The organism is Bordetella genomosp. 5 (assembly GCF_002261475.1).
Lineage (GTDB): Bacteria > Pseudomonadota > Gammaproteobacteria > Burkholderiales > Burkholderiaceae_B > Bordetella.
Map to the genome: position 1 here is coordinate 236,013 of NZ_NEVN01000006.1, position 18,493 is coordinate 254,505.

At 69.8% G+C, this 18,493-nt stretch carries 13 protein-coding genes; 8 read left to right on the forward strand and 5 right to left on the reverse strand.

The genetic code is table 11. The features are described from left to right. Positions 1 to 70 precede the first annotated feature (70 nt). Positions 71 to 2,479 (forward strand): autotransporter domain-containing protein, encoded by a 2,409-nt coding sequence (locus CEK29_RS12705; protein ID WP_176456897.1) that lies wholly within the window; start codon positions 71 to 73, stop codon positions 2,477 to 2,479. Positions 2,480 to 2,502: 23 nt separating this feature from the next. Here the strand turns inward: CEK29_RS12705 and CEK29_RS12710 are convergent, their stop codons facing one another. Continuing rightward, positions 2,503 to 3,408: a LysR family transcriptional regulator gene (locus tag CEK29_RS12710; protein ID WP_094858323.1), complete on the reverse strand. Its 906-nt coding sequence runs from the start codon at positions 3,406 to 3,408 to the stop codon at positions 2,503 to 2,505. A 99-nt stretch (positions 3,409 to 3,507) separates the two neighbouring features. Between CEK29_RS12710 and CEK29_RS12715 the strand changes: the two genes are divergently transcribed. The 7 genes from CEK29_RS12715 (at position 3,508) to CEK29_RS12745 (ending at position 12,695) form a co-directional block, all read left to right on the forward strand. Further along, complete coding sequence (locus CEK29_RS12715) at positions 3,508 to 7,014, forward strand: indolepyruvate ferredoxin oxidoreductase family protein (protein WP_094858324.1); 3,507 nt, start codon at positions 3,508 to 3,510, stop codon at positions 7,012 to 7,014. Positions 7,015 to 7,059: 45 nt separating this feature from the next. Beyond that, positions 7,060 to 7,962, forward strand: coding sequence for a LysR family transcriptional regulator (locus CEK29_RS12720; RefSeq protein WP_094858325.1), 903 nt, complete (start codon positions 7,060 to 7,062; stop codon positions 7,960 to 7,962). A gap of 232 nt (positions 7,963 to 8,194) precedes the next feature. Then, entirely contained in the window at positions 8,195 to 9,175 is a 981-nt protein-coding gene (locus CEK29_RS12725; protein ID WP_094858326.1) for a Bug family tripartite tricarboxylate transporter substrate binding protein, read from the forward strand. A gap of 9 nt (positions 9,176 to 9,184) precedes the next feature. Next, positions 9,185 to 11,158, forward strand: a complete 1,974-nt coding sequence (locus CEK29_RS12730; RefSeq protein ID WP_094858327.1) for an aconitase family protein — start codon at positions 9,185 to 9,187, stop codon at positions 11,156 to 11,158. Between the two features lie 77 nt (positions 11,159 to 11,235). Beyond that, the gene (locus tag CEK29_RS12735; protein ID WP_094858328.1) at positions 11,236 to 11,838 is read left to right on the forward strand and encodes a hypothetical protein; all 603 of its coding nucleotides are present in this window, start codon (positions 11,236 to 11,238) and stop codon (positions 11,836 to 11,838) included. 179 nt (positions 11,839 to 12,017) lie between these two features. Further along, positions 12,018 to 12,260, forward strand: coding sequence for a hypothetical protein (locus CEK29_RS12740; protein WP_094858329.1), 243 nt, complete (start codon positions 12,018 to 12,020; stop codon positions 12,258 to 12,260). A 54-nt stretch (positions 12,261 to 12,314) separates the two neighbouring features. After that, positions 12,315 to 12,695, forward strand: coding sequence for a hypothetical protein (locus CEK29_RS12745; RefSeq protein ID WP_141217915.1), 381 nt, complete (start codon positions 12,315 to 12,317; stop codon positions 12,693 to 12,695). Between the two features lie 32 nt (positions 12,696 to 12,727). Here the strand turns inward: CEK29_RS12745 and CEK29_RS12750 are convergent, their stop codons facing one another. From CEK29_RS12750 to CEK29_RS12765, 4 genes are all read right to left on the reverse strand, one after another. Continuing rightward, on the reverse strand, positions 12,728 to 15,205 hold the full coding sequence (locus tag CEK29_RS12750; protein WP_176456898.1) for a TonB-dependent siderophore receptor: 2,478 nt from the start codon (positions 15,203 to 15,205) through the stop codon (positions 12,728 to 12,730). A 131-nt stretch (positions 15,206 to 15,336) separates the two neighbouring features. Beyond that, positions 15,337 to 16,329 carry a FecR domain-containing protein gene (locus CEK29_RS12755; RefSeq protein ID WP_094858331.1) on the reverse strand — a complete coding sequence of 331 codons (993 nt, stop codon included), beginning with the start codon at positions 16,327 to 16,329 and terminating at the stop codon, positions 15,337 to 15,339. Further along, the gene (locus tag CEK29_RS12760) at positions 16,326 to 16,838 is read right to left on the reverse strand and encodes a sigma-70 family RNA polymerase sigma factor (RefSeq protein WP_094858332.1); all 513 of its coding nucleotides are present in this window, start codon (positions 16,836 to 16,838) and stop codon (positions 16,326 to 16,328) included. The genes CEK29_RS12755 and CEK29_RS12760 overlap by 4 nt, the downstream gene beginning before the upstream one ends. 255 nt (positions 16,839 to 17,093) lie before the next feature. Next, on the reverse strand, positions 17,094 to 18,482 hold the full coding sequence (locus tag CEK29_RS12765; protein WP_094858333.1) for a S41 family peptidase: 1,389 nt from the start codon (positions 18,480 to 18,482) through the stop codon (positions 17,094 to 17,096). Positions 18,483 to 18,493: the final 11 nt, after the last annotated feature.

The following is an 18,493-nucleotide window of genomic DNA, read 5'->3' on the forward strand; positions in this document are numbered from 1 at the left end:
TATTCGATCGAAGAACGATGCATGTACGCACAAGATGAGATCGTCCTCTCTCGTTTTGTGGGTGTGCATCATGAAAACCGATCTTCCTCGCCTGGCGGTCCTGGCCGCCATGATCCAATTGGCGTGGGCCCCGCCCGCTCTTGCCGCGCAGGCATCGATGAGCGGCGCGCCCGGCACCATCGTCGGCATCAGCGCGTCGGGCAATGCCTTGGCTGGCACCGACAACGGCAGCGACGAGGCGTTCATCGTCACGGGCGGGCAGCTTCGGCACCTGGGTTTCCTGCCCAACGACGGGGCGTTGTATCCGCGAAGCAGCAGCGCTCTCGCCATCAGTGCCGATGGCACGACGGTGGTGGGGCGCAGCTCGACCTTTACGAACTGGAACGAAGCCGTTCTCTGGAAGAACGGCGCCATGACCGGGCTGGGTGTCCTGGGGCGGGGCGTCGGTCCTGAGCCGGCCAACAGCGTGGCCACCGCGGTCAGCGCCGATGGCAGCGTGGCCGTTGGTGTCAGCACGCACGCCGGCAGCACCTGGGACTTCGACTTTCATGCATTCCGCTGGGAAAACGGCACGATGCACGACCTGGGCACGATCGCGGGCGGCGGCACGCACCCGTGGAGCGAAGCCACGGCTGTCAGCGCGGACGGCGCCGTTGTGGCAGGAACCAGCAGTAATGCCCAGGATCGGCGCGAAGCGTTCCGCTGGGAAGGCGGCGTCATGCAGGGCCTGGGTTTTGTCGCGGGTGGCGGAAGCGGCCCGTGGAGCGCCGCCCGTGCGATGAGCCGGGATGGCAGCGTGATCGTGGGTGCCAGCAGCAACGCGCAGGATCAGAACGAGGCGTTCCGCTGGCAGGGAGGCCTCATGCAGGGGCTGGGCTTCATCGGCGGTGGTGGGAGCCGCCCGTCGAGCGAGGCCGCGGGCGTGAGCGCCGATGGCATGGTGGTGATCGGAAACAGCACCAACGCCGCGGGCGCCAGCGAGGCGTTCCGCTGGGCGGGCGGCCGGATGGAGGGGCTGGGCTTCGTGCACGGTGGCGTCGCCGGTGAAGAGAGTGTCGCCAACGCCGTCAACGCCGACGGCCGCGTCGTGGTGGGGACCAACATCGGCAATGGTGTGCGCGAGGCGTTCGTCTGGACATCCCAGGGCCGGATGCAATCCGTGCAGAATTATCTGCGAAACGCGGGCGTGGCGCTCGGCACCTGGCAGCTCACCGATGGCACCAGCGTGTCCGCCGATGGCACGGTGATTGCCGGCGGCGGCACGGATCCCGCCGGCAACGCCCAGGGATGGTGGGCGCGCCTCGTCTCGGCACGCCCGCCCGGCGCCACCGGCCCCACCGGCCCCACCGGCCCCACCGGCCCCACCGGCCCCACCGGCCCCACCGACCCCACGGGCCCCACGGGCCCCACAGGCCCCACCGACCCCACGGGCCCCACCGGCACCACCGACCCCACGGGCCCCACCGGCACCACGGGCCCCGCCGACCCCACCGACCCCACCGGCCCCGGTCCGGCGGCCGCTCAGCCCGTGGTCGGTTTTCTGTCCGCGAACGAGCTGGGGGCATCCATCGCCGACAGCTCGGCCGCCGCGGCGCGGCTGCAGTCGCTCGGCATGTCCGCACTGACCCACCAGCGCTTCATCGCGTACCGGCAATGCAGGCCGCAATCCGGCGACACACTCTGTGTGGCGGTGACGGGCGCTGCCGCCAAATGGCGCGGCGAACGCGGCGGGCAGGGCGGTTATGGCAGCGTGACGCTCGACATGCCGGTGCGGGCCGGGTTGAGCGTGGGCGCGACGCTCTATCAGAATTTCGATCGCTTTGAATTGCGGCGGGGCGGCGCCTCCGACGCGGACATGACCGGCGCGGTGTTGTTCGCCAAGTATGTGCCGGACGCCACCGGCCCGCGCGCATTGCTGGCCGTGTCGGCCAGCCGCATCGATGTCGACAGCAAGCGCCGCACGCTCGATGGCGTGGATCGGATCGTGTCGTCGCAAGGCAGCGGCGACGGCACGGGGCTGGGCGCCCTGGCGAATGTCGGGTGGGGGTTCCGGCTCACCGAGCACGTGATCGTCAGGCCGTTTGCCGAGCTGCAGTGGCAACGCACCCGGCTCGGCGGCTACGCGGAATCCGGCGGACCATTTCCGATCGCCTGGGGCGCGTCTGGCGTCACGGAATCGGCCGGCCGGCTCGGCGCGGAATGGGAATGGCAGATCACGCCCGACGTCGACGCCACGCTGTCCGCCGCGTGGCGGCACACGCTCTCGCGCAGGCAGCAGGCGCCGAACGCCACGCTCATCGGTGTGGGGGACGTCAGCCAGCCCGCCACCGGCGCGCCGCGCAACGCGGGCGAATTCGCCCTGGGCCTGGGCTGGCAGGCCACGCCGGCCACGCGGGTCGTCACGCAGATCGGCGCCGGCGCAGGAGGCGGCCGCGTGCCCAGCCTGCAGGGGCTGGTGGGGTTGAGCATGCGATTCTGAGCGCTGCCTGCTGATGCCGCCGCTCAGGCGCCGCAGGCGTAGATCATGAATTGCCTGAATGCATCCGCGGGCCGGCTGAGCGCGGCCCGCGGATGCCAGATAAGGCCCATTTCCATCGGCGGTACCGCGTCCGCCACGGGTATCGCCTCGATCTTGCGGCCTTCGAGCGACCACGGACGGTAGACCATGTCCGACAGGATGGTCACGCCGAACCCATGGGCCACGAGACCGCGCAGTGCCTCCATGGATCGGGTCCGAAACGCGATATCCGGCCGTGTGCCGTGGGCCTGCCAATAGGCGAGCGTCGAGCGTTCGCCCTCATCCATCTCGAGCAGGATGTACGGATGCCGCGCCACATCGGCCAGCGTGGGCGCGGCGAGCGATGCCAGCGGATGATCCGCGGCCGTCCAGAGCTGCCGGCGCGAGCGCACCAGCACCTGATGACCGAAGCGCTCCCGTTTCGCCGTGTTCGACAGCAGGGCCAGGCCGAGCTCCATCTCGCCGCTGGCAACCGCCTTTTCGATGTCGGGGCGGTCCATGTCGACGAGGTCGAGCACCACCTCGGGATAGCGCCGGCGAAAGCGCGCCAGCAACTCCGGCAGGAAGTATCCCAGCACCGTGTAAGAGGCCGCGATTCTGACCGAACCCCGCAGCGCATGGCGCTGGAATCCGGGCTCGCGCAGGGCGTCGTCCAGGGTGTCGAGCACGTCGCGGGCGCGCTGATGAAACTGATGCCCCTCGGGGGTGAGCGTGACCCCGTGCGGATGCCGGTCAAACAGCCGCACGCCGAGTTGCCCCTCGAGCGCAAGCACGGCGTTGGTGATGGCCGACTGCGACACGTGCTCGTCGGCGGCGGCCATGGACAGGCGGCCGGTGCGGGCGGCGGCGGCGAAGTAGCGCAACTGGCGCAGGGTGACGTCCTTGCTCATGCGTTTTTCGGATACCTGGCAGCAGAAAATGTGAATATACGATAGCCGCGCGGATTCCTACACTGCCTCGAAACAGATCGGCAACGAGGAGACAACACCATGGATATGCCGCGATTTTCGGAACTGGACACCGTGCAGGCGCCGCAGGACCGCCTGTACCTGAGCGGCACGCAGGCGCTGGTGCGGCTGCCGCTGCTGCAGAAACAGCGCGACCTGGCGGCCGGGCTCGACACCGGCGGCTACATCTCCGGCTATCGCGGCTCGCCGCTGGGCGGGCTGGACATGGCCCTGTGGAAGTCCAAGGCCGATCTGGCCGCGCACGACGTGGTGTTTCAGCCGGGCCTGAACGAAGACCTCGCGGCCACGGCCGTGTGGGGCAGCCAGCAGGTGAACCTGTTTCCCGGCGGCACGCGCGATGGCGTGTTCGGCATGTGGTACGGCAAAGGCCCGGGGGTGGACCGCTCGATCGACGTCCTCAAGCATGCCAACTCGGCGGGCTCCGCCGCGCATGGCGGTGTGCTGCTGCTGGCGGGCGACGACCACGCCGCGAAGTCGTCGTCGGTGGCGCACCAGTCGGAGCATGTCCTGATCGCCGCGGGCATTCCCGTGCTGTATCCGGCCAACGTGCAGGAGTATCTCGACTACGGCCTGCATGGCTGGGCCATGAGCCGGTATACCGGCCTCTGGGTGGCGATGAAATGCGTGACCGACGTGGTCGAGTCCAGCGCCTCGGTGTCGGTGTCGCCGGACCGGGTGTCGATCGTGCTGCCGGAGGGCGCCTTGCCCGAGGGCGGGCTGAACATCCGCTGGCCGGACTCGCCGCTGGCGCAGGAGGCGCGCCTGCTCGATCACAAGTGGTACGCGGCGCTGGCCTACGTGCGGGCCAACCGGCTCAACCGCATCGAGATCGACAGCCCGCGCGCGCGCTTCGGCATCATGACCGCCGGCAAGGCCTACCTCGATGTGCGCCAGGCCTTGCTCGACCTCGGGCTCGACGACGACGCCTGTCGGGCCATCGGGCTGCGGCTCATGAAAGTGGGCTGCATCTGGCCGCTCGACGCCCAGGATGCGCGTGCGTTCGCCACCGGCCTGGACGAAATCCTGGTCGTCGAGGAGAAGCGCCAGATCCTCGAATATGCGCTCAAGGAAGAGCTCTACAACTGGCGCGACGATGTGCGGCCGCGCGTCTACGGCAAGTTCGACGAGCGCGACAACGGCGGCGGGGAGTGGTCCACGCCGCGCGGAGACTGGCTCTTGCCCGGCCGCTACGAGCTCTCGCCGGCCCTGATCGCCCGCGCCATCGCCGCGCGCCTGGACAAGGCGGAGCTGCCGCCGGCGCTGCGCACGCGCGTGGCGGCGCGCCTCGCCGTGATCGACGCCAAGGAGCGCGATGCCCGCCGGCCGCAGATGATCGAGGAGCGCAAGCCCTGGTTCTGCTCGGGCTGTCCGCACAACACCTCCACCCGCGTGCCCGAGGGCTCGCGCGCGGTGGCCGGCATCGGCTGCCATTACATGGCCATGTGGATGGACCGCAATACCGACACCTTCAGCCAGATGGGCGGGGAGGGCGTGGCGTGGCTGGGCCAGAAGGATTTCACGCAGGAGCAGCACATCTTCGCCAACCTGGGCGACGGGACGTACTTCCATTCCGGCATCCTGGCCATCCGGGCGGCCGTCGCGGCCGGCGCGCGGATCACGTACAAGATTCTCTATAACGACGCCGTGGCGATGACGGGCGGGCAGCCGGTCGATGGCACGCTGACGGTGCCGCAGATCGCGGCCCAGACGCTGGCCGAGGGCGTGGCGCGGGTGGTCGTGGTGACCGACGAGCCCGACAAATACGCGGCCGGCCTGCTGCCGGCGGCGGTGACCGTTTACCCGCGCCAGGAGCTCGACGCGGTGCAGCGCACGCTGCGCGATCTGGAAGGCACCACGGTGCTGATCTACGACCAGACCTGCGCCACCGAGAAGCGCCGCCGGCGCAAGCGCGGCACCTATCCCGACCCGGCGCGGCGCGCCTTCATCAACGAGGCCGTGTGCGAAGGCTGCGGTGATTGTTCGAGCAAGTCGAACTGCCTGTCGGTCGAGCCCATCGACACCCCGCTGGGCGTCAAGCGGCGGATCAACCAGTCGTCGTGCAACAAAGACTTCTCCTGCGTGGACGGATTCTGCCCGAGCTTCGTGATGGCCGAGGGCGCGACGCCGCGCAAGCCGCAGGCCCCGTCACGGGCCGCGCCGCTGGCGGAGCCGCCGCTTGCCGAGCCGGCGCGTCTAGCCGCCGGGCAGGGCTATCGCATCGTGGTGGCGGGCGTGGGCGGGACCGGTGTGGTCACGATCGGCGCCTTGCTCGGCGCCGCCGCGCACGCCGAAGGCAAGGGCGTGACGGCGCTCGACATGGCGGGCCTCGCGCAGAAAGGCGGCGCCGTGCTGAGCCACGTGCAGATCGCGGCGCGGCCGCAGGACCTGCATGCCACCCGCGTGGCGCTCGGCGAGGCCGACCTGGTCATCGGCTGCGACGCGCTCGTCGCGGCATCGCCGGAGGTGCTCTCGCGCATCCGGCCCGACGGCGCGCGCGCCGTGGTCAATCGCACCGCGGCGCCGACGGCGGCCTTCCTGTCCGATCCCGACTGGCGCTTCCCGGGCGCGAGCGCCGAGCAGGCGCTGGCCCAGGCCACCGACGGCCAGTGCGAATGGCTCGACGCCGGCGGACTCGCCGAGGCCTTGCTGGGCGACGCGATCTACGCCAATCCCATGCTGCTCGGCTTTGCCTGGCAGCGCGGCGCGCTGCCGCTGGCCCTCGAGAGCCTGCGCGAGGCGGTCCGGCGCAGCGGCGTATCGGTCGAAAAGAACCTCGCCGCGCTGGAGCTCGGCCGGCAGGCCGCGCACCACGGCCCGGACGCGCTGCTGCCGCGCCGCGAGACCGTGGTGGCGCTGCCGGAGGGCATCGACGCGCTCGTGCGCCGTCAGGCGGCGCATCTGCGCGACTACCAGGACGACGCGCTGGCGAACCGCTATCTGGCCGCGCTACAGGCGCTGCGGGCACGCGAATCCGCGCTCTCGATGGCGGCGCTGCCGCTTACGCGCGTGGTGGCGGTGCAACTGGCCCGGCTGCTGGCCTACAAGGACGAGTACGAGGTGGCACGTCTGCATCTGCATCCGGATTTCGAGGCTCGGCTGCGGGCGCAGTTCGCCGGCGAGCCCGGCCGGGACTATCGCGTGCGCTACTACCTCGCGCCGCCCGTGCTCGGTCTGCGCGACGCTGATGGCAAGCCGCGCAAGCGCGCGTTCGGCCCGTGGGTGAAATGGGTGTTCCGCGCGCTCGCCCCGCTCAAGCGCGTGCGCGGGACGGCGCTGGATCTGTTCGGCTACACGGCGGAGCGGCGCATGGAGCGGGCGCTCGCGGCCGAATACCTCGAGCTGGTGGACGAGTTCGCCCGCACGCTCACGGCCGCCAACCACGCGCAGGCAGTGGACCTGGCGCGCCAGGCCGAGGAGATCCGCGGCTACGGGCATGTGAAGGAACGCAACGTCGAGCGCGTGCGGGCGCGGCGCGCCGCATTGCTGGCGGCGTACCGCGGCGCGGCGCCCGCGCGCCTGGCGGCGTGATGCGGCGGCCGGGGCGCGGCGGCCCGCTGTAGTACGCTCTGCCTCATGGAAAACCTGCTTCGCCGCCTCGATTTCACGACGCTGCGGCTCTTTGTGGCCGTGTGCCAGGAGAACAGCATCGCGCGCGCCGCCGAGCGCGAGTTCATCGCGCCTTCGGCGGTGAGCCGGCGGCTGGCCGAGATGGAGGCGCTGGTGGGCCTGCCTTTGATGCGGCGCCATGCCCGCGGCGTAACCGTGACGCCGGCCGGACAGACGGTGCTGCAGCACGCGCAGCGCATCATCGGCAATGTCGAGGCGATGGGCGCCGAGCTCTCGCGCCTGTACAGCGGGGTGCAGGGGCACGTGCGCGTGGTCGCCAATCTGTCGGCCATCGTGCAGTTCCTGCCCGAAGACATCGCGGCGTTCCAGCGGCTGTTTCCGGATGTGGACATCGACATCGAAGAGCAGCACAGCCCCGACGTGCTGCGTTGCGTGCGCGAACGCAGCGCCGATTTCGGCATCTGCAATCGCATCGCGGGAACGCAGGCCTTGCAGCTCACGCCGTATCGGCGCGACCGGCTGGCCGTGATGCTGCCGTCGGGGCATCCTCGCGCCGGGCAGCGCCAGTTTCATTTCGAAGAGCTGGTCGGCGAGACCTTCGTCGGCCTGCGCGAGAACAGCGCGCTGACGCAGCTGCTGGCCGCCCATGCCGAAGGCATGGAAACGCGGCTCGCCGTGAAGATCCGCGTCGCGAGCCTGGACGCGCTGTGCCGCATGGTGCATGCGGGCCTGGGGATCGCGATCATGCCGCAGCAGGTGGCCGAGCTGTACGTGCAGGCGCTGGACGTGGTGGTGCGGCCGCTGGCCGACCCCTGGGCCCAGCGCGATATCTGCATCGTGTCCGTGCCCGAAGCTCCGCTCTCGGCCAGCGCGTCGGCGCTGGTGCGGTTCCTGGGGCAGATGCCTTAGCGGCCCGGTGCGGCGGGCACCGGGCGTCCGGCAGCGGGCTTCCGGGTACCCGGCCGTGGCCCGCAGCGGTGCGCGCGGCACGCCGGCGCCCCCGCCACACCCCAGCCATCTCGTTTGGCGATGGCCGCCATGCCCAGACGGTACTTCGGCGGGCCGCGGGTCCTCCTTATAGTCAAGGCGCGTTTTGCGCCAAGGCGGAGCAACAGACTCCGCTCAGACATGAGGAGACACCATGAAGATCGCATCATCCCTGGCCGCTTGTGCGCTGGGCGCGGCGGCCTTGCTGTCGGCGGGCGCCATGCCCGCTGCCGCCGCCGGCTATCCCGACCGTCCGATCCGGCTCATCGTGCCGACCTCGCCGGGCTCCACCGCCGACGTGGTCGCCCGCATCGTGGCCGACAAGCTCGGCCAGGTGCTGGCCCAGCCGCTCATCGTGGAGAATCTGGCGGGCGCCGCCGGCATCCCGGGCACCCGGCAGCTGGTGTCGGCCAAGCCCGATGGCTACACCCTGGCGATGGTGTCGTCCAATCACGCCATCAATCCCAGCCTGTACAAGAGCATGCCGTACGACACGGTGCGGGATGTCACGCCGCTGGCCATCATCGGCACCACGCCGCTGGTGGTCGTGGTGGCCGAGAATTCCCCGTATCGCGACATCGGGGCGCTGCTCGACGCCGCCCGCGCGCAGCCCGGCCGGATCAACTACGGCTCGTCGGGCACGGGCAGCGTGCTGCACCTTGCGGGCGAACTGCTCAAGTCCAAGGCCAGCGTGGACATGGTGCACATCCCGTATCGCGGCGGCAGTGCGCTGATCACGGACGTGATGTCCGGCCAGATCCAGACCGCCTTTCTTGCCGTGCCCTCGGTGCTGGCTCAGATCCAGGCGGACAAGCTGCGCGCGCTGGCCGTGAGTACGCCCAAGCGCCTCGCGGTGTTGCCCGACGTGCCCACGCTCGCCGAAGCGGGCGTCAAGGACTACGCCTACGACGCCTGGATTTCGCTGATCGGCCCCGCGGGCATGCCGGCCGAGCTGGTGCAGAAGATCCAGACCGCCACGCAGCAGGCCATGGCCGATGCGCAGCTGCGCAAGACCCTCGATCCGCAGGGATTCGTGTCGCTGGGCGGCGACAGCGCGCAGGCCGCCACGCTGCTGAAAGACGAAATCGCAAAAACCCAGAGCCTGGTCAGCGCGGCCGGGCTGAAGCCTGAATGAACCCTCGCCATGCCTGAGTCTTTCCTGAAGGGCGCGCCGGCGCGCCTGCTGTTCCTGTCCAACGATGCCGCTTGCGTGCGCGCGCAAGTGGGCGGCGCCCGGCCGTCGGCCGCCGAGACAGCGCCGCTGCGCGATGACGTGTCCACCGACGAGATCACGCCGGTGCCCATTCTCACGCACTTCGACGACAAGCTCGGGCGCTATCCCTACACCGGCTTCGTGGCCGGCGGCGAGCGTCCGATCGGCGCGGGCGATCTGCTGGCATCCGGGATCAATGTGGTGGTGGCGGGCAGGCGCTACGGCAAGGGCTCGTCGCGCGAACACAGCCCGATGGCCGAGAAGCTGGCCGGCGTGCGGCTGGTGATCGCGGAAAGCTTCGAACGCATCTACCGGCAGAATGCCGACAATATCGGGCTATTTACCAGCACCGACCTGAGTCTGCCCGAACGCCTGCAGCGGGGCGAGACGGTGACGGTCGACGAGCTGGTCGCGGGCCGCGATGCGCTGGCGGCCTCCATTTTGCGGGCCGGTGGCCTGCTGGCCTTCGGCGAAGCGCATCTGCGCGAGCGCGTCGACGCGCGCGACACGGCACCCACCGGCCCGCTCACCCTGTTCGAAAAAATCGTGCGCCGGCACCTGCTGCCCACCCCGGTCACGCCGGCGGATCCGCGACAAGGGGAGGGCGTGTTCCTGCGCTCGGATTGGCGCTTCATCCACGAGTACTACACCGGCATGGCCGCGCACATGCTGCATGCGCGCTTCGGCAGACCGCTCGCGCTGGTCGACCCCGAGCGGATCGTGGTGTTCGAAGACCACACCTCCTACGTCGAAGAAAGCCCCAACCACGTGCGCGGCGGCATCGTGCCGAACGTGCGCGCCATGTGCCAGGCGCAGCGCGACTTCGTGGCGAATTATGGGCTGCGCCAGCACCGCACGCTGACCGACGCCGAAGCCGTGACGCAGGGGCAGGGCAACGTCGCCGGCATCTCGCACGCCATGATGGCCGAACACTACGCCCTGCCAGGGCAGGTCGTGGTCGGCACCGACTCGCACACGCCGCACAGCGGCGCGCTGGGTTGCGTCGCGTTCGGCGTCGGCACCACCGACATGGCCAACGCCTTCGTCACGGGTGCCGTGCGCCTCACGCTGCCCGCCAGTCTGCGCATCGAGCTCGATGGCGCGCTGGCGCCGGGCGTCACGGCCAAGGACATCGTGCTGCATCTGCTGGCGTTGCCCGAGATCCGCGCGGGCGCCGGCGTGGGCAAAGTGTTCGAGTTCGCCGGGCCGGCCGTGGCCGCGCTGGCGATCGACGAGCGTGCCACGCTCACGAACATGGTCGCCGAGCTGGGCGGGCTTACCGGCATCGTCGCGCCCGACGCACAGACGCAGCAATTCCTGCGCGAGCGCCGCGGCGTCGCGTTCGACATCGAGCCCTGGATGCAGAGCGATCCCGGCGCGTCGTATGCGGCCACGCTGCACGTCGACTGCGCGGCGCTCACACCGTGGGTCGCCGCCCCCGGCGACCCGGGCAACGGCATGCCGCTGGGCGCGCTGCGCGAGCGGCCCCGCATCGACATCGCCTACGGCGGCTCATGCACGGCGGGCAAGCGCGAAGACTTCGACCACTACCACGAGGTGCTCGCCTGGGCGCTGTCACGCGGGCTCGCGCTGGCCCCCGGCGTGTCGCTCTTCCTGCAGTACGGCACCACCGCGGTCCGCGATTACTGCGCCGAACGCGGCTACGACAAGACCTTCGCCGCCATCGGCGCACGGATCCTGCAACCCTCGTGCGGCGCCTGTGCCAACTGCGGACCGGGCTCGTCCACCGACGCGGGCCAGGTCACCGTGAGCGCCATCAACCGAAATTTCCCCGGCCGCTCGGGCCCAGGCTCGGTCTGGCTCGCCAGCCCGCCCACCGTCATGGCCAGCGCGCTCGCGGGAGAGCTGGTGTCGTTCGAGGAGCTGCGGGCGAGGGCGGGTTAAATTTTGTAGCTTTTTTTAGGGGACGGCTTACAGCTCCAATCGCATAATCCCGGGCGCTACTTACCTAGGATGTCATTTTGAAGTTGAAAGCCGCTTTCCTGATTTCTGCCCTTGTCTTCGCCACGGCATCGCCCGTGCAGGCCCAGGGCCCGCGCTCCGTGGATGCACGAACCTTCGATGTTGCCGGCGTCAAGACCGGCATGGACTTCGACGAAGCCCTGGCCGCGGCCGCCCAGCATTTCAAGGTCTCGAAGAAAGACATTCGCATCGGCTACGCCGCGCTCGACCCGGTGAACAACGTCAAGCGGCCGATGAACTTCAGCTTCAAGCAGGACGGCGTCGAACTGCTGGTGCACTTCGAGCCGCGCGTGCCGGTGGACAAGCAGCGCCCGCTGGCGGTGTCCCAGATCCGCTACGAGATGCCCTGGACGCCGGCCAACAAGAGCGCCATGGCCGAGGCCGTGATCGCCAAGTACGGCCGCCAGTCGAATTACCCCAATGACCTGAATCTCGAGTGGTGCCTGAAGGCCAGCACGAATCCCGGCATGGGCTGCTCGCCCGACCAGAACCAGGCGGTCCTCAAGTACAGCGGCGTGAGCATCCAGCTCAACGATCCCGCGTGGATGCACGCGCGGATCGCGTATATGGATCAAACCCGCAGCCGCAAGCCGAGCTTCTGAGGACGCCGTCTGCCCGCGCCGGTGTCGGTCGCGGGCGGATGGGGCAGGACCGATGGGCCAGTGCCGACCGGGCAGCGCCAGGCGGCGCTGACGCAGATACCGCATTGCGAGTATGGTGAGGGCTGAGGGCGCCGATCGTCGGGCCCAATGCCCGTGTGCCGCCCCGGATCATCCACACCATGAAGAACCTTCATTCAGCCCCGCGGCTCCTGCTAGCCGCCATCGCCTGCGCGTCGATCACGGCCTGCGCGGATCAGCGCACGCGCTCGTCGAGCGTGGATTACCGCAGCCCGTCGCCTTCGGCGCAACAGCGTTCGCCCGATAGCTCGGGCCAACGCCTGACCATCGAGTCCGGCGAAGGCGAAAAGCTCAATCTGCCCTGGTTCGTGCAGGACACTCAGGACTGGGTCAACAGCCATTGACGCGCGCCGCAGGGCGCGCGCCTGTTTCACACCGACGACATCACTCGCTCAACGATGAAGAAACTTCTGATTGGATTGTTGCCCTGCCTGCTGCTCGCGGGTTGCCTGAATACCAACAAGCAGGTCAAGCTGGTGCCGTCGCCCGACGGGCAGTATCACGCGCAGATCCGCGAGTGTCAGGTGCGCGGGTCGCTCACGCCTGAAACCCGCTTCGAAGTGATCGTCACGCGTTCTGATGCGGACGAGCAGTGCTATTCGGCGATGCCGCCGGTGCTTTTCATGTTCCTGAGCCCCCGGCCCGTCGAGCAGCTGCAGCTCGATTGGGTCTCTAACACCGAGCTGCGCGTGCGGCACGCGCAGCCCTCGTACTGGCCGCCGTCGGTGCAGACGGACCGCAAGGGCCCGGTCACGGTCACGTTCGATCCGCCGCGCTAGCGCATGCCTGCGCGCACACCGCGGGCCTTGCGTCAGAAGGTGCCGCGCACCGTCAAGGTGGCACTGCGCGGCTCGCCGTAGAAGCTGCCCCAGCCGGGTGCGCCGATGGTCTGGTAGTAGGTCTTGTCGAACAGGTTGTTCACGTTCAGCGCGGCCGACCAGTTCTTGTTGATCTGGTAGCCGACCCGCGCGTTCCAGACGGCGTAGGGAGCCTGCGAGACGCGCACCGATCGCGTCTCGGTGTAGCTGCCGGTCTGGTAGTTCACGCCGCCGCCCAGGGTCCAGGCCGACCATTCTCCCGGCAGCCGGTAGTCCGACCACAGGCGGAAGATGTGTTTGGGCGTCATGGTGCGGCCGAAGTTGGTGCTCGACACCTCGGTGTCGTTCAGGAACTTGAGCGTGTTGAACGTGTACCCCGCGAACAGCTGCCAGCCGCGCGCGATCTCGCCGCTGATCTCGGCATCGAAGCCCTGGCTGCGTACCTTGCCGCTCGACACATAGCAGATATCGCCTACCGTGCAGGTGCTGGTGAGGTCCTGCTGCGCGCGATTCTTCTGATCGATGCGGAACACGGCGAACGAAGTGTTGAGCCGGCCGTCGAGCAGCTCGCCCTTGATGCCGGCTTCGTAGTTCTTGCCCACGATGGGATCGAGCAGCTGACCCGAGGCATCCAGCGAGTTCTGCGGTTCGAAGATCTCTGCAAAGCTCAGATAGCCGGACCACTGCGGGTTGAACGCATAGATCAGGCCGCCGTAGGGCGTGACCACACCGTTCTCCTTGTACGGGTCGGTGTACGCCGCGCCGCCGTCACGGTAGCGGCCGGTGTTCTCGTACCAGCTCACGCGCGCGCCGGCCACCAGGGTCAGCGGGTCGGCCAGGCTGAATCGGCCCACGCCGTACACGCCGGTCTGCTTCATCTTGATGATGGTGGCGGCGCCGCGGTAGGCGTTCTCGCGCAGCCAGTCGTCGGAGGGCTCGGGCACGTGGTGGTCCGGATCCCAGACATTCACCGCGCGATTCAGGCGGGCGGTCGCGAAGTCGTTCTTGCTCGTGAGCTCGTTGATGCTGGCGCCCACGCTGATCGAATGCTTGCGGCCCAGGGCCTCGAACGCGCCGTCCACATCGAGATTGAGCGCCTTGTTGTGGGTGGAGAAGTCGAAGATCCCCGCGTACATCGTGGGGCCGAGCCGCGTGATCGCGTTGACCGCGCCTTCGGTGAACGCATACTTCGAATCGTTCGATTCCTGGGTGGACGTGCCGGTGAGGCGTAGCGACCAGTCGTCGTTGACGCGGTGCGCCAGTTCCGCGAAAGCGGTCGTCTGCTTGCCGTTCCAGCGGTTCCAGTCCTGCGAGAGCGAGGTCGACCGCTTCAGGCCGATATCGTCGCCGTTCACATAGTGCGGAAGGCCGTGGAAAAACGGCGTGGAGCGCAGCTCTTCATAGCTCACGCCACCCGTCAGGGTGGTGGACGGACTCAGGTCGTAGCTCAGCACGCCATACAGCACGCCGGTGCGGCTCTTCGCGGCATCGTAGAAATAGTCGCGATCGTTGTAACTCACCACGCCGCGGCCCCGCAGCGAGCCGGACTCGTTGAGCGGACCGGTCGCGTCGATGTCGGCGCGATAGTTGTTCCATGATCCGCCGCTGGCCATCACCTCGAGCTGGTTCTCGGCGAGCGGACGCTTGCGCACCAGATTGACCGCGGCACTGGGCGAACCCGCGCCCTGCAACAGGCCGGTGGCGCCGCGGATGATCTCCACGCGATCCAGGATGACGGTGCTGCTCGTGAAACTGTTGGCCTGCGGGTAGTAGAAGGCGCGGTTCACGCCATCGAACTGATAGCTGTCGACGCGAAAGCCACGCGAGAAGACGTAGTTGCCGCCCATCGGACTCTTGTACAGCGTCATGCCGGTGCTGTTGGCGAGCACGTCGTCGAGCGAGTTGGCATTCTGGTCGTCCATGCGCTGGCGCGTCACCACCGTGACCGACTGCGGGATCTCCTTCAGGGTCTGTTGGCCCTTGCCGATGGTGACGACATTGCTGGTGTAGCTGCCCGAGCCTTCGGTCGCGGCCGTGTCCAGGCGGCCCGTCACGGTCACGGGCGCCAGGATCGAGGCGCCGTCCTGCGGCACGCGGCGCAGGTGGTAGCCCTCGCCGTTGGCGTTGGCGACGGCCTGCAATCCGGTGCCCGCCAGCAAACGCGCCAGCCCTTGCTCGGCCGTGTAGCGGCCCGACAGGCCCTGGGTCATGACGCCGCGGGTGAGGGCGGGCGACGCGGCCACGGTCACCTGCGCGGCGACGCCGAACTGGCCCAGCGCCTCATCGAGCGGCGCGGGCGCGATCGCGAAGGGAATGCCTTGCGCAGCGGCGGGCTGGGCCCAGCTCGGGGCGGGCGCGGCAAGCGGCACGATGGCCGCCAGCGCGATCCGGACGGCGAGGTGCAGGCGCGCGGGGCGCATCCCGGGAGCCGACGACGCGGCGGGAGAAGAAGGCGAATGGCGAGCGGCCATGACTGGAGTTCCTGGGGTTCGACGAATGAGTGGGTCAGACCGCGGGCGCCTCGCTGTCTGTCTCTCTGTCTAACGAACCAGATTCGATAATCTTCGCCGCCGTTACAATTTCGCCCGCTTCGAGGCCAGGTCTAGGCGGGTTGCCGGGGTCCGACCGTGACCCAATAGCGCGTGCGATAGCGCAGCTCGAGATCGAGCACGCCGGCCACCACCTCGAGCGCCTTGTCGGTGTCGTCGATCCGGAAAGCGCCGGTCACCTCGCGATGCGCGACCGCGTCGTCGCAACGCACCAGCCCGGGTCGATAGCGGCCGAGCTCGGTGAGGAAGCGGTCGAGCCGCATGCGGTTCGCCACCAGCATGCCGGCGGCCCAGGCCGGTGTGCCACCCTCGATGGGCGACGCGGGGGCAAGCGTGCGGCGATCGAACTCGAGCTGTTCTCCGGCGTGCACCACCCGCGCTGCCTGCGTGTGGGCGCGGGGTTCCACGCGCACCGCGCCCTCGAACACGCCGATCCGCGTCGCCGCGCCGTCGTCGTCCAGTTGCCGCACGACGAAGCGCGTGCCCAGCGGGGTGAGCCGGCCGTTCGGGGTCTCGACGGTGAACGGGCGGCCGGCCGGATCGGGCGCCGTCGCGATCAGGATCTCGCCTGCGCGCAGGTCGACGCGGCGCTGGCGGGCGTCGTAGTGCAGCGCCACGGTCGAGTCGGTGTTGAGCGTGAGCAGGGTGCCGTCGGCCAGCGTCAGGGTCTGTTGCTGGCCCACGGCGGTGCGATGGACGGTCGAGCCGTCCCACCAGCCCTCGCGCAGGCCGGCCCATGTCAGGCCGCCGAGACCGACGCCCCCGACCATCCACTTCAGCGCGCTGCGACGCGAGCGCCCCTCGCAATAGCGCAGGATGGTCTGGCTGGCGGTGGTCTCGGAAACCGGCCCGCCGGTGAGTCCGCCGACTTCCTGGCCGATGCCGGTGAGGCGCTGCCAGGCGAGCTCATGCCGCGCGTCGGCCTGGCGCCAGGCGGTACAGGCCGCCAGGGTGTCCGCGTCGGGTGCATCGCCGGTCCGCATCATCCAGCGGGCGGCCTCGCGAACAATGTCGGCATGCAGCCGTTCGGCGCGGGCCGCGCTCATGAGTAGAGCACCGCATAGCAATGCTCCCAGGCCTTGACGATGTCGCGCTGCACCGCGGCCACCGAGATGTCGAGCTGCTCGGCGATGTCACGGTAGGGCAGGCCCTCGACCTGCGCCAGCACGAACACCCGGCGCGCCCGCGTGGGCAACTGCTCGAGCATGCGGCACACCGCGTTCAGCGCCTCGAGGACCAGGGCTTGGGTCTCCGGGCTCGGCTCGACCGCGTCGCTGCGGGCGGCGAGCGTGTCGAGGTAGGCCTGCTCGACGGCGCGGTGGCGCGATTGGTCGATCAGGAGGCGCTTGGCGACGGTCGTGAGGAAGCCGCGCGGTTCGGCGAACGCGGCGCGCGACTCGCTGCGCATGACGCGCTCGAACGTGTCGTGGGCCAGATCCGCGGCATTGTCGGTGTTGCCGCTGAGCCGGCGGCGCAGCATCTGCACCAGCCAGCCGTGATGCTCTCGGTACAGGCTGACGAAATCGTCGGAGGACGCAAAGTCGGCGGGGGGCAAGGGCGCTTCCGTTCAAACGATAATGGGAATGATTGCTAATTTTACAGAAATCAGCGCCCCAGTTGTGTTTGAACCGTGCAAGTGCCCGCGCTGGCGGCGACGGGCAGTGGCGGACGTCTCCGGTCAGCCGCCGGCTGGCAGGCGCGTGCGGCGCGTCCGCGCCACCGGCCTCGACCAGCAGCACGCGGCCGTGGCCGGGCGTGGCGAGCAGGGCGGCGAGCGACGGCGCCGTGCTGACGGGCGCCGCCACGGCTTTCAGCGACCGAGCGCGCGCACGCGGCCGTTGTCCAGCGCCGCCACGGCCGCCACGCGCGGCAGGTCGGCGCCCGGTTCGGCACGCGCCACGGCGGCCTGGATGCGGCGTTCGATGCGCTTGTTGAAGCCGGAGACCAGATCCTCGCGCACCGCGAACAGGCCGGTCGGCGCATCGTAGAGCAGATCGGGCGTCACGCCCGCCTGATCGATCGGCGTGCCGGAGGGACGCAGCATGCGGGCGGTGGTGAGCAGCATGCCACCCTCGTCGCGCGGCAGCGGCAGGACGGTCTGGATCGTGCCCGCGCCGGTGGTGCGCGCGCCGATCAGCAGCGCGCGTCCATGGTCCTGCAGCGCGCCCGCCACGAGTTCGGCGCCCGCGCCGGTGCGGCCATCCACCAGCACGCTGATCTGCACGCCGGGCAGGATGTCGCCGTCGCGCGCCGTGAGGCGGCGTTCGTTCATGGGCGAACGGCCGCGCAGCGTGGCGATCACCGTGCCCGGCGGCAGCAGCAGGCTGCCGAGGTGCTCGGCCACATCGAGCAGCCCGCCCGCGTTGCCCCGCAGGTCCAGCACCAGGCCCTGCACCGGCGCGCCGGCCTGTGCGGCGGCCGCCTCGAGCGCGGCGCGGAAGTCGGCGCCGGTGGTGGCATTGAACGCCGTGATGCGCACCAGCGCCACGCGGCCCTCGATGTCCCAGGTGAGCGCGGCGGGCGCGGGCACCGGCGCCCGTTCGGCCTGTATCTCGAGCGGCGCGGCCTCGCCGGCGCGTTGCACCCGCAACTGCGTGAGCGTGCCGACCTCGCCGCGCAGCAGCGAGACGGCCTGCGCCAGACCCATGCCCGCGGTGGGTCGTCCGTCCACGCTCGTGATCACGTCGTCGGGGCGCAAGCCGGCTTTCTCGGCGGGCCCGCCCGGCAGCGCGCGCACCACCGTCAGGCGGCCTTGCTCCATCTTGAGCTCGAGCCCGACCGAGGCGGGCGGCGGCTTGAACTCCACCGGCGCGATGAGCCGGCTTTGCGGATCCAGCCCGTTCAGCATGGCGTTGAGCGCGGTCTGCACGGCGGCGTCACGCGCCTGCGGCGCCGGAAACCGCATCAGCTCATCCGTCAGCAGGCGCACCTGCGGCGTGACGCCCGCCGCCTTGTCCTGCGCCCGGATCGCCTCGTCGAGCGACGCGGCCCGCGCCGCGCCGGCCGCCTGCGCCAGCGGCGCCAGTCCGCGCAGGCCCGCGATCACCACCCGGCGGGTGTCGATGGGATCGACGTAGTGCGCCTGGATCTGTACGACGGCCGCGGTCAGCTTGCCTTCGAGGTCTTCGCGCGGCCCGGCCAGCACCGTGCCCGGGAGGGCCAGGGAAACCAGCAGGGCGAGGACTCGTTGGCGCATCATCGGCAAAAGGC